At 38.5% G+C, this 16,806-nt stretch carries 13 protein-coding genes; 12 read left to right on the forward strand and 1 reads right to left on the reverse strand.

Annotation, left to right across the window (positions count from 1 at the left end; all coding sequences use genetic code 11):
* Positions 1-11: 11 nt before the first annotated feature.
* The 7 genes from NUV40_03335 to NUV40_03365 all read left to right on the forward strand — a co-directional run bounded on the left by NUV40_03335 (position 12) and on the right by NUV40_03365 (position 10,973).
* Positions 12-3,206: a helicase-related protein gene (locus NUV40_03335; GenBank protein MCR4342904.1), complete on the forward strand. Its 3,195-nt coding sequence runs from the start codon at positions 12-14 to the stop codon at positions 3,204-3,206.
* A gap of 4 nt (positions 3,207-3,210) precedes the next feature.
* Positions 3,211-6,777, forward strand: a complete 3,567-nt coding sequence (locus NUV40_03340; GenBank protein ID MCR4342905.1) for an N-6 DNA methylase — start codon at positions 3,211-3,213, stop codon at positions 6,775-6,777.
* Between the two features lie 141 nt (positions 6,778-6,918).
* Positions 6,919-8,148, forward strand: a complete 1,230-nt coding sequence (locus NUV40_03345; protein ID MCR4342906.1) for an AIPR family protein — start codon at positions 6,919-6,921, stop codon at positions 8,146-8,148.
* Positions 8,149-8,217: 69 nt separating this feature from the next.
* Positions 8,218-8,451: a DUF2188 domain-containing protein gene (locus tag NUV40_03350; GenBank protein MCR4342907.1), complete on the forward strand. Its 234-nt coding sequence runs from the start codon at positions 8,218-8,220 to the stop codon at positions 8,449-8,451.
* 359 nt (positions 8,452-8,810) lie between these two features.
* A complete protein-coding gene (locus NUV40_03355; protein MCR4342908.1) occupies positions 8,811-9,362 on the forward strand; it encodes a cob(I)yrinic acid a,c-diamide adenosyltransferase in 552 nt (183 codons plus the stop codon).
* Positions 9,363-9,453: 91 nt separating this feature from the next.
* The gene (gene rlmN / locus NUV40_03360) at positions 9,454-10,458 is read left to right on the forward strand and encodes a 23S rRNA (adenine(2503)-C(2))-methyltransferase RlmN (GenBank protein MCR4342909.1); all 1,005 of its coding nucleotides are present in this window, start codon (positions 9,454-9,456) and stop codon (positions 10,456-10,458) included.
* Positions 10,459-10,814: 356 nt separating this feature from the next.
* On the forward strand, positions 10,815-10,973 hold the full coding sequence (locus NUV40_03365) for a hypothetical protein (protein MCR4342910.1): 159 nt from the start codon (positions 10,815-10,817) through the stop codon (positions 10,971-10,973).
* A gap of 104 nt (positions 10,974-11,077) precedes the next feature.
* Here NUV40_03365 and NUV40_03370 read toward each other — a convergent pair whose 3' ends face one another.
* Positions 11,078-11,620, reverse strand: coding sequence for a 3D domain-containing protein (locus NUV40_03370; protein MCR4342911.1), 543 nt, complete (start codon positions 11,618-11,620; stop codon positions 11,078-11,080).
* A 251-nt stretch (positions 11,621-11,871) separates the two neighbouring features.
* On the opposite strand from NUV40_03370, the gene NUV40_03375 reads away from it, so the two are divergent.
* The 5 genes from NUV40_03375 to tgt all read left to right on the forward strand — a co-directional run bounded on the left by NUV40_03375 (position 11,872) and on the right by tgt (position 16,490).
* Positions 11,872-12,624, forward strand: coding sequence for a ZIP family metal transporter (locus tag NUV40_03375; GenBank protein MCR4342912.1), 753 nt, complete (start codon positions 11,872-11,874; stop codon positions 12,622-12,624).
* 134 nt (positions 12,625-12,758) lie between these two features.
* Positions 12,759-13,742, forward strand: a complete 984-nt coding sequence (locus NUV40_03380; protein MCR4342913.1) for a peptidoglycan-binding protein — start codon at positions 12,759-12,761, stop codon at positions 13,740-13,742.
* A gap of 152 nt (positions 13,743-13,894) precedes the next feature.
* Positions 13,895-14,653, forward strand: a complete 759-nt coding sequence (locus tag NUV40_03385; protein MCR4342914.1) for a PD-(D/E)XK nuclease family protein — start codon at positions 13,895-13,897, stop codon at positions 14,651-14,653.
* A gap of 40 nt (positions 14,654-14,693) precedes the next feature.
* Positions 14,694-15,164 carry a hypothetical protein gene (locus NUV40_03390; GenBank protein MCR4342915.1) on the forward strand — a complete coding sequence of 157 codons (471 nt, stop codon included), beginning with the start codon at positions 14,694-14,696 and terminating at the stop codon, positions 15,162-15,164.
* Between the two features lie 177 nt (positions 15,165-15,341).
* The gene (tgt, locus tag NUV40_03395; protein ID MCR4342916.1) at positions 15,342-16,490 is read left to right on the forward strand and encodes a tRNA guanosine(34) transglycosylase Tgt; all 1,149 of its coding nucleotides are present in this window, start codon (positions 15,342-15,344) and stop codon (positions 16,488-16,490) included.
* The last annotated feature ends 316 nt before the right edge of the window (positions 16,491-16,806 follow it).

Genomic DNA, 16,806 nt, shown 5'->3' on the forward strand with positions numbered 1-16,806 from the left:
CAATTAAAAATATGAATTCAGACTTAACATTTATAACAAACGAAAAAGCTCAAAGTCTCAAACAGAGATTTGAAGTATTAATCAAGGACACTAAATTCTTTGATTGTTTGGTTGGTTATTTTTATACTAGTGGTTTTCATACTCTATACAAATCTCTTGAAAGCACCGACAAGGTTAGAATTCTTATCGGTATCAGCACAAACCAGCAAACATATGATCTGATGCAGAAAGCAAATCCGGCCGAGCAATCCGCTCTGCAGTTTTCCAGTGCCGAAACTAAGGAACAATTAGGTACTGCAATCGAGAAAGAAATGGAAGAGGCCGAGGATAGTGAAAAAGTGGAGGACGGCGTCTCCAAATTTATCCAATGGATAAAATCCGGTCGTCTTGAGATTCGTGCCTATCCAACAGAAAAAATACACGCCAAGGTTTATATTATGACCTTTGGCGATGAAGACAGGGACAAAGGTAGGGTTATCACCGGGTCAAGCAATTTTACTCAGGCTGGACTCGTGGATAACTTGGAGTTTAACGTTGAGCTTAAAAACAGAGCCGACTACGATTTTGCCTTAGAAAAGTTTAACAAGCTTTGGAAAGACGCTGTTGATGTCAGTCAAAAATATATTGAAACTATTCAAACAAAAACATGGCTTAACGACAGTATTACCCCATATGAGCTTTATCTCAAATTTTTATATGAATATTTTAAAGATGATCTAAACCAGCAAGATGAGATGTTTTTGAAATATCTCCCAGAGGAATTTAAGGAGTTTGAATATCAGAAACAAGCCGTTATAAACGCAAAAAAGATTCTTGAAGAATATGGTGGAGTTTTTATTTCCGATGTTGTTGGTCTTGGTAAAACTTATATTGCCTCTATGCTTGCCGGCCAGCTGGATGGCAGAACGTTGGTTATTGCCCCTCCTGTTTTGATAGATAAAAAGAATCCGGGATCATGGGCTAATGTATTGCTTGATTTTAAGGTTTCAGCAGAATGTGAATCTGTCGGTAAACTTGATGAGATTATTAAGCGAGGTGTTGAAAAGTTTGACAACATCATTATTGATGAAGCTCATCGATTTAGGACCGAGAACAATGCCACCTACGAAAAACTAGCCGAAATTTGTCGGGGTAAAAAAGTGATCTTAGTTACCGCTACTCCTTATAATAATTCGCCAAAAGATATTTTAAGCCAAATTAAGCTTTTCCAGAAAGCCCGAAAGAGCACCATTCCTAACCTCCCGGATCTCGAACAGTTTTTTGCCAGCCTTGAGAGAAAACTCAAGAACCTTGATCGTCAAAAAGATTATGCTGTTTATATAAATACTGTTAAAGAAAACGCCAAAGAAATCAGAGAAAAGGTTTTGAAGTATCTGATGGTTCGCCGAACTCGTTCGGAGATTAATAAATACTTTGCCGAAGATTTGGCTAAACAAAAACTGAAATTTCCTGAAGTTGAAAAACCAGAGGCAGTTTTCTATGAATTGAACGAGGACGAAGACTCGGTATTCATCAAGACGATTGAACTGATTGCCAAAAAATTCAAATACTCTCGTTATACCCCGATGCTGTACTACAAGGGCGAGTTGAGTCAGCCGGAAGAGTTGGCACAAAAGAACATGGGTAAGTTTATGAAAATCTTGCTTATCAAACGACTGGAGAGCAGTTTTTACGCTTTCCGCAATTCTCTTGATAGGTTCATAAATTCGTATACTTCATTCTTATCTGAATTGGAAAAAGGCGATGTTTATGTCAGCAAGAAATATACCAATAAGATTTTTGAGTACTTGGAAGATGACAATGATGACGCTGTTGAAAATTTGATAAGTGAGGGCAAAGCCGAAAAGCTTCCAAGTAAGGATTTTAAGGATGATCTAAGAAAAGATTTGCAAAATGACCTAAATATTTTGAAAGAAATACATGCTATGTGGACTGGCATTAAACGAGACCCAAAGCTTGTAGCTTTTATTGATAAACTTTCCACCAATCCAATTCTCAAAAAGAATAAACTAATTATCTTTACTGAATCAAAAGAAACGGCGGAATATCTAACTAAGAATATTGAAGAAAAAATACCCGGACAGGCGGTCTGTTTTACCGGCGGCTCAAGTGAATTAGTCCGCGAACAAGTCATTGAAAACTTTGACGCCAAAGCTAAATTTCCAAAGGATGATTATCGTATTCTTATTTGTACTGAGGTTTTGGCTGAAGGCGTAAACCTACACCGCTCTAATGTGGTTATAAACTATGACATCCCTTGGAACCCGACCCGCATGATGCAGAGGGTTGGTCGTATCAATCGTGTTGATACTAAATTTGATAAAATTTACACTTATAACTTTTTCCCAACAAAACAAGGCAATGACCAGATTAAGCTTCGGGAGGCCGCTGAAGCCAAAATTAACGCTTTCCTAGCCCTTCTTGGTGGAGATGCTCATCTTTTAACTGAAAACGAACCAATCGGCTCACATGAATTATTTAATCGCTTAACTTCCGAGAAGTTTATTACTGGTGAAGACGATGGTGAGGAAAGCGAATTGAAATATTTACATGCAATCAAAGAATTGCGTGATAAAAATCCAGATCTATTTGAGAAAATAAAACATCTACCAAAAAAAGCTAGGACCGCAAGAATAGACAGGAACTTGGCCGGCCACCTTATTACTTATTTTCGCCGAGGTAAGGTGCAAAAATTCTTTATAGCTAATACCGGCAATGATTCCAAAGAATTAGATTTTTTCTCAACGGCCAAAATTCTTGAAACTACTGAGAATACTAACCAAGAGAAAACTGACAAAAACTTTTATGGATTGTTGGATGAGAATAAGAAAGCCTTTGTTTTTGCAACCACTGAAGAAATGCCGGAAGTAAAAATGAGAGGTGGCCGAGACAGTGCCACTCAAATTTTGCGAATTCTTAAAGCGACAATGAAAGATCGCCGACAATTCACCGAAGATCAGGAACTATATCTCAAAAAGGTTATTATTCAGCTGGAAGAAGGTGGCCTGCCAAAACAAACCACCAGAGTCACACTTCAGGTCTTAAATAAAGAATTGGAAACAAACAAAGTACCAAATCCTTTGCGCATCCTCGGAGTCCTTGAAACCAACATCTCCAATCGACTCCTAAGCGGTCATTTTGCTGAATCCGGTGCAAGCAATACTGGTAAGCGAGAAGTGATTCTGTCCGAATATTTAATCAAATAAATGTATGGAGAAAAAGCAGTCACAAGACCTAGTAAAAGATGTATTTCAAAATTCTTTTGATAAAACAAAATTTATCAGGTTTATTCGTGAACTTCTCAACTCATACGAAGAAGCGTCTTTTGTTTATCGCGGAAACACTATCCCCGATGCATACGATCAATATATAAATACTTTTGAAAGAGTCGGTAAATATTCTGATGGTGAGAACAGCATCGATATTCTTATCGTTCATTTGAAAAAGGACTCAACTCTTGAACGAGCACGGACGAGACAAAGGAATTTTATTGCTTGGTATTTAAATGGTAGTCGGGGTGGAAAACAAAAAGACGCAGCTTTAGTCGCCTTTGTGTCTCCGGATTCTGCCGATTGGCGTTTCTCGTTGGTTAAGATGGAATATAAGTTTGAAGAAGGCAAAAATGGACGCACAAAGGTTAAGGAAGAGTTTACTCCAGCCAAACGCTGGTCTTTCTTGGTTGGTTCAAATGAAAATAGCCATACCGCCCAGAGTCGCCTTTCTCCCATTGTTGAGGACGATAGCCACAATCCTTTACTCAAGCAACTTGAAGAAGCTTTTAACATTGAAAAGGTCACCAAAGAATTCTTTGAAAAATATCGCGACCTATTCCTTAGGGTTCAAGAGACTTTGGAAGATATTGTTAGCAATAATCCAGCTATCAAAAAGGATTTTGCTGAAAAGAATGTTAATATCGTAGACTTTTCCAAAAAATTACTTGGCCAGATTGTTTTCTTATATTTCTTACAGAAAAAGGGTTGGTTTGGCGTGCCAATGACAAAAAGCTGGGGCGATGGCGACAAGAGGTTTTTGAGGACTTTGTTTACCAAAGCTTGCGACGCAGATAAGAATTATTTTAATGATTATCTTGAGCCGTTGTTTTATGAGGCTTTAGCCAAAGAACGAGACGATGATTTTTATAGCCGATTTGAATGTAAAATCCCATTTTTGAATGGTGGTCTTTTTGATCCAATTAATAATTATGACTGGGTTAATACAGCGATAAATATTCCCAACGACCTATTTTCAAATGACCGCAAGAATCCAAAAACTGGCGACATCGGTGACGGCATTCTGGACATTTTTGATCGTTATAACTTCACTGTTAAGGAAGATGAGCCACTGGAAAAAGAGGTCGCTGTGGACCCAGAGATGCTTGGCAAGGTTTTTGAAAACTTGCTTGAAGTTAAGGACCGTAAGTCCAAAGGCACCTACTATACCCCTCGAGAAATAGTCCACTATATGTGTGAGCAGAGTCTAATCAATTACCTTGCAACCGAGCTTGAGGGTAAGGTTTCCAAAGAAGATTTAGAGAAGTTGATTAAGTTTGGAGAAAATGTTGCCGAGCACGAAGCTACTTATATTGCTAAAAAGGAAAACGACCCAGATTACAAGGGTTCTTACGAATCAATTTTACCGGAATCTATTGGTAAGTTTGCCGAGGAAGTTGATGACAAGTTAGCCACTATTAAAGTTTGCGATCCGGCCATTGGCTCCGGGGCTTTCCCTGTTGGCATGATGAGCGAGATAGTAAAGGCTCGGACCGTGCTTTCTAGCTATATCAAAAATACCGACCGAACTATTTACGGCTTCAAGCGTGATTGCATCCAAAATTCTCTTTACGGTGTTGACCTTGACCCTGGTGCGGTTGAGATTGCCAAGCTTCGCTTGTGGCTCTCTTTGATCGTTGACGAGGATGATATCAAACAGATCAAGCCATTGCCTAACTTGGATTATAAAATAATGCAGGGCAATAGCTTGATTGAGGATTTGGTTATTGGTGACACGGTTATTAAATTCAATCTTGATGATTTGGTTAAGGTTGACCGACGAACTAAAAACGCAAAAAATCTCTTTGAAAAAGAAACCCAGCACAAACTCTTTAAGGATAAAAGCGAGGATATTTTTGATGAGTTGAAAAAACTGCACAGCGTTTATTTTGAGGAAAACAATAAAAACAAGAAGCTGATTTTGAAGCAGAAGATTGATGAAAAAGAGCAGTCTTTTATATCGGCAAAATGCGACGAGGAGATTCAAAGATTAAACACCGTAAAGAAAAATACCCAAGATGAAAAGAAAATCAAGATTGCCGAGCAACAAATAGAAGCTATTCGGACGACGCTTCAAAAGCTAGAAAGAGAAAGCTCAAGGCCATTCTTTTTGTGGAAGCTACATTTTTCCGAAGTTTTCCAAGAGAATGGTGGTTTTGATGTGGTTATTGCTAATCCGCCGTATGTCAAAGAATATATTAATCGTTCCGCCTTCAACGGACTTAGACATTCTCCATATTATCAAGGCAAAATGGATCTTTGGTATCTCTTTACGTGCAAAGGTATCGATTTAGCAAAAGATGATTCTGGCATAGTCACATTTATTGCACAAAATAATTGGGTCACGAGCTATGGTGCTTCAAAAATGAGAAATAAGGTGATAACAGACACACAGGTTCTGAGTTTGATAGATTTTGGCGATTTCAAAATATTTCAAGCGGGCATACAAACTATGGTGATGATGTTCAGAAAAAATACTGCCATTGACGATTATTCATTCGATCATAGAAGACTTTTTGGTAATGCCTTAGAACTCGATGATGTAATCACTATCTTAAATAAAGAAAACAATCACAAGGCAGAGTATTTAACGCCGAAAATAAATAGGGATAAATTCAGAGACAAAATGCTTACCTTCAGTAATTCAGGGACAGAACCTATCCTAGAAAAAATTTTAAACAAGGCAAATTTTCATCTTGACGCAAATAAAGAAGTTGCTCAGGGAATAGTTGCTCCGCAAGATTATGTAAATAAGGCTAGTCAAAACGTGTTGGGTAATGAATTCAATATTGGCGATGGCATTTTTGTCTTATCTGACGAGGAATTAAAAGGATTAAAACTTACAAAAAATGATTTATCTATAACTAAACCTTTTTATACAACTGATGAATTAAAAAGGTGGAACGGCAATTCTAAAAATACTAAATGGATTATTTATACCGACTCAAGTTTTAAGGATAAGAAAAAAATGGATGCGTTTCCTGGGATTAAGAATCACCTTAATAGATATATAAAAGTAGTTACTTCTGATAATAAGCCGTATGGCTTACACAGATCTCGAGATAATAATTTTTTTATTGGAGAAAAAATTATTGCCCTGAGAAAATGCACTAAGCCAACATTTACTTATACTGATTTTGATAGTTATGTCTCTGCAACTTTTTATGTCATAAAAACTGAAAGAGTTGATCAAAAATACTTAGTGGCTATCTTGAATTCAAAACTGGTGGCTTTTTGGCTTAGACATAAAGGAAAAATGCAAGGCAATAATTACCAAATTGATAAAGAACCAATCATTGACATCCCACTTTATGAAGCTTCTAAGACAGATCAAAAAGACTTAGCCAGCCTGACTACTAAAATTATTGAGTTTATAAAATCAACGGACTATTTAGCCAGTCCAGAGAAACAAACTAAGGTTCGGGAGATTGAACGCCAGATAGATGAGTTGGTGTATAAACTTTATGGTCTCACCGAGGATGAGGTAAAAACTGTTGAAGCAAATTAGACCCAAGTCCTTGACTCCTTAAAAACTTGTTTGCTATAATAGTAATAGAATTTGCAGGTAACCTTGCCGCGAATTCAAAGTCAACTAAAGCAATCTTGCTCTTAGATGGCGGAAAATTAACTAATTTTAACATCAACGACCATGTCACAAGAAAAACAAGTCTTGGAGTTTAACTACTCCCAAGCACGCACAATCAGCAGAAAATTAAACTATTACGAACCCGAAGGAAACGAGGCCATTAAGACTCATTTCCTTTTTATTTTGCTTAAAGATCTGCCGGTAAACATACCGACAACCCCCAATCCCAGACAACCCGATATTGATGCCAAGCCATGTAAACAGATGTTTGAGACGCTAGAGACCGAGCCTGAGTATTTTACGGATTGCAATAGAGGGTTATTACTGACGGCCGAAAAAGTATATTTCCCAAATTCCAATGAGTCTGATAAAAAAATAATCATTGACTTTGGAATAGACGAGGATGGCGAGCCCCGAGGTGGTTTAGTTGATGGTGGGCACACTTATGCCGTTCTTAAGAAAAAAATGGACGATGAGTCTTTAGCCGACTTGCCAATATTCGTCACTATTATTGAAGGTGCGGAGGAGTTTGCTACTAAATTGGCCAGAGCGAGAAACACCAGCGTTCAAGTTACTGACAAATCAATCGCCAATCTGGAAAATGAATTTGAGAGTATTAAACAAGCTCTCGGTAAATATAGCGATAAAGTTATTTATTTTGAAAACGAGAATAAGGGCGAGGATGTAGCCACTTTTCAAATTGAAGAGCTTATCGCGTTAATGACCGCCTTAAATAAAGATCTCTACAGCAACAGTAGTCAGCCTACAATCGTTTATACCGGGATTTCTACCTGCTTCAATAAATGGTTGAATAAAAAGAACAGGCCTACCTACGAAAAACTTTATCCTATTTTGCCCTCTATCGTTGAACTGTACGAATATCTTTACTCCAAATTTGAGGATTATTCTAAGCAGGTTGGAATTAAAAAGTTTGGCAATATTAACGGTGTTGAAACTCACAGAGGTAAGGGTGCTAATAGAAAACCCATCAACATTAAATTGCCATTTACTGATCAGTCGGTTAGGTACCGTCTTTCCAAAGGATTTTCGATGCCAATTTTTGCAGCTCTAAGATTTTTATTGGAAGAAAAAGATGGCAAATTAAATTGGAGCGTTGATCCAAAAAAATTCTTAGATAAGCACGGTTCTATGATTGTTGGACAAGTCCTCGAGGCTCACACGAGAGAATACAATAGTAATCCAAATAAAACCGGTAAAAGCAAGGTTCTGTGGCAAAACATCGCTAACACTGTAGTCATTCATTCTCTACAGGAACAGTTAGCTCAGAAGTAAAAGAAATGCCTAGGGTAGATTTTCTGCCATAGGCACTCTTTTTATTAAAATTAACTAATCAATAATAATATGAATAAAAGAAGAGTTTATCATGTCTTGCCATCAGGTGGCGGAGACTGGAAGGTTAAAGAAAATAAAGCCGATAGAGCAGTAAAAATACTTGAGGATAAGTCAGACGCTTTAAATTTGGCAAAGCAATTAGCTAAGAATGCTGATTTAGGGCAAGTAGTAGTTCACGGCAAGGACGGTGTTATTCAAACGGAGTATACTTACGGGCAGGATCCGGAAAAAACTAAGGGGTAGAATAATGCTTCTAAAAAACACTCGGCTCATTAGGGTCGAGTGTTTTTGCTTAAGTTAAGCAAATCGTCCCAAGCTCTCAAATTTCGTCAAACCGGTGGGCTATGGTTGTAGGAGGTGTCAAAGGTCTACTCAGGGTACAAAGCTCGCCCCAAGGGCAGACACGGGGCAACAACGTTTTACTTTTTGGCTAGGAGGAGGTCGTAGTTGTAAAACTTGGCAACTTTCTTGATATTGTTCATTTTTTCGCGTACTGTAACCATATATTGCTTGTCCTCGAGTACGGTTATGAGACCGGACAAGCCGCGACCCCATGATGGATTTCAATTTACTTCCAGCCGGTTTTTTTGTATAAATAAGATATGATCTATACTGGGAAAGGGGATGACGGTAATACTAATATCTTTGGCTGTTGCGACCAAAGACTCTCTAAGAGTTCGGCGATTGCTTGCGCACTTGGCGACCTTGATGAACTCAATTCGTTTCTTGGAGTTTGCAAGGTTAAATCAAAAGAAAATGAGATTATAATAGGCAAAGACAGTTGTCATAAGATTATAGACAATATCCAGCAGAATCTTTTCATAATTCAAGCGGAAGTTGCAGGAGGAGATAAGAAGATTGGTGAGGAAAGAGTAAAAGAGGTTGAAGCTTTGATTGCCAGTATAGAGGAAGAACTACCGCCGATAACAAGCTTCTTCGTCTCAGGTGGAGCGGAGCTTTCTTCCATGTTTGATTTCTCAAGGACTATCGCTCGACGCGCGGAGCGTAAGGTGGTGGAGGTGAAGGAAGAGGGAAAAGTGGAGGTTAGCTCTAACACATTAGCTTATCTTAATCGTTTATCAAGTCTCTTATACGCCATGGCGCGGATTGTGAATCATAGGCTCGGCATAGTAGAGCCGTCTCCTCGTTATTGATTTTATTTAAGGAGAAGGCAGGCCGGTTGGATGTTTTAGATATTTTGTTCTTGAATGAATCAAAATTTTGTGAATTTGATATACTAAAATTATGAAATTAGATAAACTAAAAGAAGTTTTGAAAAATGAGCCAAAGTATCGCCTCAAGCAAGCAAGAGATGCGGTTTTTAAAAGTTTAATAGATGATTGGTCTTCTGCCACTTATCTACCGCCTAAGTTAAGAGAAGTATTGAACAAAGAGTGCCCTCTTGAAGTTAGAGGCGAGGTTGTGGAATCAGATGATGACGTCTTAAAAGCGATTATAACGCTTGATGATGGGCTGAAAATTGAGAGCGTGTTAATGCGTCATATGGGTGGTCGCTCTACCGTCTGTGTTTCTTCTCAGGTTGGCTGTCCTATGAAGTGCGGCTTTTGCGCTACTGGAGCGATGGGGCTCATTAGGAATTTAACTGAAGATGAGATTGTGGGTCAGGTCTTGTTTTTCGCGCGTTATCTTAAGTCTCACGGAGAAGATAAGGTTACCAATGTTGTCTTTATGGGGATGGGGGAGCCTTTTTTAAATTATGACAATGTTCTTTCGGCAGTCCGTACTCTAAATGAAAAAGACGGTCTAAACATCGGCGCAAGGAAAATCTCTATCTCAACGAGTGGAGTTATTGAGGGTATAAATAAACTGGCAGAAGAAAACTTGCAAGTAAACCTAGCTATATCTCTCCATGCTCCATACGATGAACTTCGTTTAAAGCTGATGCCGGTTAATATAAAATATCCACTGAAAGAAGTTTTGTCCGCGGTGGATAGTTATATTAATAAGACATCAAGGCAAGTTATGTTTGAATATATTATGCTGAAAGGGATAAATGACTCTAAGGAGGATGCTGAAAGGTTGGCGAGGCTTATGAAGAAGCCTCTGCATTTTGTTAACTTGATAGTCTACAATCCGACAGGGAAAGAGGGGATGGAGCCTTCTTCTCATAATTCAGTGCGGAAGTTTAAGGAAATTTTGGAAAAAGCCGGTATCCCAGTGTCGGAGCGCTATCGTTTCGGCGGGGAGATTAAAGCCGCTTGCGGTCAGCTGGCAACGGAAAGCAGGTGATGATTGTATAAAATTCTCCACCGTGTTTGTTGATTTTTGGATTATTTAGTGATAAAAAATAAATAGGAAGAGATGGGGTCCGATCTTTAACAAAAATGGAGGTAGAGTATATGCCTGCAAGCGGTTGGGTATGCCCGGTTTGCAAGAAAATGAAAGAGCCAACGAGGCATCATGTATTGCCAAAGAGGCATTACGGCAAAGGCAATAGAAACAAAGGAGGTGTCGTAAAGGTTTGCAGGAATTGTCACGACAAGATCGAATTGAATATTCCATACAAGAAGATGCCAGCGAGCTTCTACTATAATATCCTAACCTTTTTCGGATTATTTTTATAAGCGGAAAAAAAGGAGGTCTTTATGGAAGAATGTATTTGCGCATATCACTGTTGCCATAAGGAAGAATACAGCACTTTAGAGATGAAGGAGGATACCAACGAACTTGGCAATAAATATTATTTTCAAAGAAAGAAGTGCCGTCGTTGCGGCGCTTGGCTTGGGGACAAGCCGGTTCGATAGGTATGATGTGTCTTGTTGGTCGGCGAGCAGATACCTGCTCGCCGATTTTTTTTGTATAATTAAATAAAAAAGGCGTACAATTTAATCGTACGCCTTTTTTATTTTTAGTTCATCGCTATCTTTTCAGCGTTTGATTCTTTTTCTTCCACGACTTCATATCTGATTTTCTTGATGCCGAATACTTCAGCCTCTCGTCTTGTCTCCATCCAGATATCCATTCTTTCAGAGAATCTTCTGTGCATCCTGTCTTCTACTGTAAATATTTTATCGCCGTAGATTTCAGGGAAACGCACTTTGGTCCCGAAAGGAAGAAAGTTCGCAGCAATCGCTCCATCGTAAACATGTTTACCGGATGCCATTATAAATGGATCGTTGTCTGTTTGGTCTGGCGTGCTTGAGTAAGCTGTCACCTCAGCTTCTCCAGTCTCTAGTATTATATGTGAACTGTTGTCCTCATCTTTTTCAATTGATTCTTCCTGGCTAAATAATGACTTGTATTTTTCATATCTAGCTATCAGGTCGCCGGCAATTTTTATATCTTTTGCCGGCATACTCGGCGCTGGCTCTTCCTCTTGTTCAACTGGAATTGTTGTTGATGCGTTGAGAAGCATTCCGACTAAAGCGATTGAACTTATGAAAGTATTCATATCTGATATATTTATTTTTGGCCTATTCTTTATTAGTAAGTGTTCTTTTGTCTGAATAGTCGCTTAATTCCGGCCTTTATCATATAAGAAAATGGCCTGAAATGGGCGATCCCGTAGATCTACGGGCAAAAATAAAACACCAACGAAACTGCTGGTGCAAATGCTATACTAGCATAGTTAGTAAAATATGTCAATCAGTCAAGGTAATGATATAACTTTTCAAGAAGCGGATAGTGTCATATAATTAAGCGATGTTATTGTTTTGGATTTTAGGGGCAAGCGCAGCTCAATCTATTGTGGCTCTTATAGGTCAGGTTATTGTCTTTTTATTTAAGAAGAATGTTACTAAATATATAAATTATCTTGTCAGTTTTTCAGTTGGGACGCTTTTGGGAGTCATTTTTTTTGATATTTTACCGGAAGCGCTTGAAGAATCTTCTTCAGGTTTTGTTTTTGCTTATGTTTTAGCGGGATTTCTGGCATTTTTTGCATTAACAAGAGTTTTATCTTGGTCTCACTGTCATACGGCGGATTGCCATATTCATAACACAAGGGAAGGGGTAAAGGTGTTATTAGGAGATGCGATTCACAACTTCATTGACGGTATTATTATTGCCCTAGCCTTTCTTGTTGATTTTAACCTTGGGATAGTCACCACTTTAGCTGTTTTGGTTCACGAAGCGCCAATGGAAATCTCAGATTTCTTTATACTTATTCATGCCGGGTATTCTGTAAGAAAGGCTCTCTTTTATAACTTCTTGATTGCGCTTACCACTATTGCCGGTTCACTTCTTGCTTATTTTGCCGCTCCGAAAGTTGATAGTTTGATAATCCCGGCTTTGGGCATTGTGGCGGGCAACTTCCTCTATATAGCGGCTTCGGACCTTATACCGGAACTTCACGATGGAGAAGGTTCAAGGGGAAAGATAAGCAGCGCTCTTCAGATGTTTTTGATAGTTTTCGGCATATTGATTATATATTTTTCCTCATCTATTTTGGGGTGATTCTAGCAGTTGTAATTTTAAGACAGTTAAGCCGTCTTTTTATTTAAATAGGTATAAAAGCCTTTTAAGATAAAAAGTCGAAATTATTAAATAGGGTTATTATAAGAATTATTAACAATAAAATTAATAGAAATATGAAAAAAGGTATAATTATAGGTATTATGGTGCTTGCTCTCGGCTTTTCTCAGGCGATGCCTGCGTTTGCTCAAGATACTGCAAGCGATCTTCAGGCTTTAATAACATCTCTTATGGAGCAGGTTAAAACTCTTCAGGAACAGATAAAGTCTTTAAATACTGAAGTTAGGATTATAAAAACTGAACTTCAGCTTACTAGGTCTTTATATAAAGGAATATCAGGAGATGATGTGGCAAAACTCCAGGAATTTTTGAAGAGTGACAGCGATGTTTATCCTGAAGGTATAGTTAGCGGATATTTCGGTTTTTTGACAGAGAAAGCCATTAAGAAATTCCAAAAAAAGCACGGCATAGAAGATATTGGCATTGTGGGACCAAAGACAATTAGAAAGCTTAATGAACTATTGGAACATGGCGCCGGTAAGTCTGGTAAGGTGCCACCTGGTCTTCTGATAGCTCCCGGCATAGCTAAGAAACTTTCTTTAGCTACTACAACGCCTCTTTCTCTATATATACATCACGATGAATCAGATGATAGAGATTGCGAAGAGAAAGAGAAGAAGCATAAAAAAGAAAAGAAACATGACAAGAAAGATCATGGCGATGATGATGGAGATGATGACGATGATAATGATGACTGCGACTCTAATGGCGGAGACACAGCGACAACCACACCTCCTGTCGCAGATATAACAGCTCCTGTCATCTCTTCTGTCGGCACTTCAGGTATTACAGCAATATCAAGTTTAGCTAGTTGGCTTACTGATGAAGCTTCAGATAGCAAAGCATGGTATGCCACAACAACCCCTGTTGATGTATTGAATACTCCGCAAGCATCTTCTACTGCCCTAGAGTTAAGTCACGGACTTACTTTCAGCGGATTGTCTGCGAGTACAACATACTATTTTCTAGTCTCTTCTTCTGATGTTTCTGGTAACGCCGCAACTTCAACGGAGCAGACATTTACGACACTTGGACAATAAAAATAATCTTGGAAATCGTATTTCAAAATACCCTTTTTGTCAGAAAGCAAAGAGGGTATTTTATTAGATAATATCTATCACAAAATTTATTTTAAAATAACCTTTATAATGTGTTATTTCAGCAAATCGCTTTTTTCTGTTAATATATGATTATGTCAATATACTATAATGCAAAGAGGGGCCGTAATATATTTGACCCGTCTTCAGACGAGCCTTTTAAACTTAGCCGTTCAAAGATTGATTCTTTCTTGAATTGTCCGCGATGTTTTTACATAGATAGACGGTTGGGTGTGGATAAACCACCCGGTTTTCCTTTTGCCTTAAATTCCGCCGTTGATGCTTTACTGAAAAAAGAGTTTGATATCCATAGGATAAAAGGCACTACCCATCCGCTAATGGATAAATACGGCATAGACGCGATACCTTTCAAGCATAAAGACCTTGATGAATGGAGAGAGAACTTTGTCGGCGTAAGGTATCACCACAAGCCGTCTAATTTTATAGTAACGGGCGCAGTTGATGATATCTGGGTTAGTCCGAGCGGGGAGCTTATTGTCGTTGATTATAAATCAACCAGTAAAGATGAAGAACTGAGCCTTGATGCGGATTGGCAGATTGCTTATAAAAGGCAGATGGAAATTTATCAGTGGCTTCTAAGGATGAATGGGCACAAAGTTTCAAGTATGGGCTATTTCGTATATTGTAACGGCAGGAAAGACAGAGCAGCTTTTGACGGTAGGCTTGAGTTTGATGTGGTTGTATTGCCTTATGAAGGAGATGATTCATGGGTAGAAGGCACTCTTATGGATGCCCGTAAATGCCTTTTTGGGGAGCATATTCCCAAACAAGCTTCTGATTGCGATTATTGTAATTATGTGTCAGCGGTTAATAATGCAAGCGAGGGTAATTAGTATGGTTTTTATTATTTTTTCCTTTAATATAGATATATAGATGAAACATAATAAACATTTTCTCATTATTTTCTCTGCTTTGTTTATTTTGCTGTTTGTCGGCGTTGTCGGTGTCGTTGGCGCGAGTTTCTTTGTGTTTAAAAAAATAAATAAAAAAGATACTCTGGATAGTAAATATAGCGTTGTCGGTTCAAGAGAATTGGCTCGCAAGTGGGTTGTCTTTACTTCGCCTACTTATAATTTTGACGGGTCAAATTTGGTTTTTAACGGATATAAGAAGCTTGGTTGTAATTTTTGTTATGAATTTAGTTTCGGGTTTGAGTCTAAGTATCCGGGCTATGGCAACAGGATAGACGATAATCTTGTCTCAAGCACAACGGCTCATATTATGGCTATATCCTCTGAGACAGGAATGATTTCAAAGGTTATAATAGACGGGAAGTATGACGAGATGAAGGGGGTATTTATACAAGAGGATAAAATAGATAGTCTTGGAAAAATTAAAAATTAAAAAGCGTATCTGAAAAATTAAAAATACTGATTTTTCAAAAATAACGCAAAAGCGGAGAAACAACTGTTTTTCCAGAACGGATTTCGCCATTCAGTGGATGGCGAATGGGGAAATTCTTCCAAAACAGTTTTTCTCCGCTTTTGCTTGAGACAACTTTTTTTAAAAAAATAAATAAAAATGATTAAATTTAAAATTTCAAAAAAATCAAAGAAGAGCAATGCCAGACTCGGCGTGCTGGAGACATCAAACGGTAAGGTTGAGACACCTTGCTTGGTCACTGTCGCCACTCAGGCTGTAGTGAAGACACTCACGAGTAGTGAAACAGAAGAAGCAAAAAGTCAGATGCTTATCTGTAATACTTATCATTTGCACCTAAAACAGGCGGAGAAAATAGTGAAGAGCGCCGGCGGTTTGCATAAATTTATGGATTGGAAGAGGCCTCTTATGACGGACTCGGGAGGGTTTCAGGTTTTTAGTCTAGGTTTTGGCAGGGATCATGGCGTTGGGAAGATATTAAAAGGAAAGAAAGATGTTTCTGTTTCTTTGGGAGAACAACCAAAACTTCTAAAGATTAGCGAGAAAGGGGTGGAGTTCAGATCTCCGATTGACGGGAGGAAAATTTTTATTGGACCTAAGGAATCTATGAAGATACAGGAGGATTTAGGCGCTAACATAATTTTCGCTTTTGACGAGTGCACTTCGCCGGTAGCTGACTATGAATATACGAAGAAATCTCTGGCCTTGAGCCACAAATGGGCCGAGGAGTGTATAAAAGTGAGATCTCCGAAGGCAAGAAAGAATCAAGCGCTCTTTGGTATCGTCCAGGGTGGGAAGTTTGCCGACTTAAGGAGAGAAAGCGCTCAGTTTATCTCTTCTCTTCCGTTTGATGGTTTTGGTATCGGCGGGGAATTCGGAGACGATAAGAATACGATGGGCAAAATGCTGAAGGTTGTACTCGATGATTTACCGGAAGAAAAGCCGAGGCATCTTTTGGGTATAGGGCACTTGGAGGATATTCCGGAGATTATAAAAGCCGGTGTGGATACTTTTGATTGTATCGTGCCTACTCACTATGCTCGCCACGGGACAGCCTTTTCTTCAGATGGTCGGCTTGATATGAAGCAGTCAAAATTTTTGAAAGATAGAAAACCTTTGGATAAAAAATGCGATTGCTATGTATGTAAGGATTATACAAGGAGTTATATTTCTCATCTTTTTAAAGCGGGAGAAATTACCGCTTTGAAACTTCTTACTTTCCATAACTTGTATTTTTTCAATTCTTATATTGAGAAATTGAGGGAGGATATCAAAAAAGGGAAATTATAAAAAATATGAAAAATTACATAAATAGTTTTCTTAAGAATTATTAGAGTGTAGCGCTATAAAACTTGACACGCGTGTTATAATGTAATTAGATAGTATAAGAATATTAAAGAAAGGAGGTAACGAATATGAAGAGGTTTCTTATCCCAAGGGTAGCCCATTGCAGTAGCGGCTGCCGAATCGGGGGAGGCAGGCAATGTTTGCGCCTGTCTCCCTATTTTTCCTGAATTCAACCTTGAAGTGCAACACTCCATACTTCTAATGGGGTCTTCCAGTCGAGGCGTTTCCTCGGACGATTGTTAATTTCACTTTCAACATA

Source organism: Patescibacteria group bacterium (assembly GCA_024654625.1).
GTDB lineage: Bacteria > Patescibacteriota > Minisyncoccia.

Excerpts from the sequence above, each read along its gene's own strand:
- NUV40_03390 (MCR4342915.1), top strand. The coding sequence starts at position 14,694 with ATGAAACATAATAAACATTTTCTCATTATTTTCTCTGCTTTGTTTATT.
- NUV40_03350 (MCR4342907.1), top strand. The coding sequence starts at position 8,218 with ATGAATAAAAGAAGAGTTTATCATGTCTTGCCATCAGGTGGCGGAGAC.
- NUV40_03380 (MCR4342913.1), top strand. The coding sequence starts at position 12,759 with ATGAAAAAAGGTATAATTATAGGTATTATGGTGCTTGCTCTCGGCTTT.
- NUV40_03345 (MCR4342906.1), top strand. The coding sequence starts at position 6,919 with ATGTCACAAGAAAAACAAGTCTTGGAGTTTAACTACTCCCAAGCACGC.
- NUV40_03385 (MCR4342914.1), top strand. The coding sequence starts at position 13,895 with ATGTCAATATACTATAATGCAAAGAGGGGCCGTAATATATTTGACCCG.
- NUV40_03370 (MCR4342911.1), bottom strand. The coding sequence starts at position 11,620 with ATGAATACTTTCATAAGTTCAATCGCTTTAGTCGGAATGCTTCTCAAC.
- NUV40_03335 (MCR4342904.1), top strand. The coding sequence starts at position 12 with ATGAATTCAGACTTAACATTTATAACAAACGAAAAAGCTCAAAGTCTC.
- rlmN (MCR4342909.1), top strand. The coding sequence starts at position 9,454 with ATGAAATTAGATAAACTAAAAGAAGTTTTGAAAAATGAGCCAAAGTAT.
- tgt (MCR4342916.1), top strand. The coding sequence starts at position 15,342 with ATGATTAAATTTAAAATTTCAAAAAAATCAAAGAAGAGCAATGCCAGA.
- NUV40_03355 (MCR4342908.1), top strand. The coding sequence starts at position 8,811 with ATGATCTATACTGGGAAAGGGGATGACGGTAATACTAATATCTTTGGC.
- NUV40_03340 (MCR4342905.1), top strand. The coding sequence starts at position 3,211 with ATGGAGAAAAAGCAGTCACAAGACCTAGTAAAAGATGTATTTCAAAAT.
- NUV40_03375 (MCR4342912.1), top strand. The coding sequence starts at position 11,872 with ATGTTATTGTTTTGGATTTTAGGGGCAAGCGCAGCTCAATCTATTGTG.
- NUV40_03365 (MCR4342910.1), top strand. The coding sequence starts at position 10,815 with ATGGAAGAATGTATTTGCGCATATCACTGTTGCCATAAGGAAGAATAC.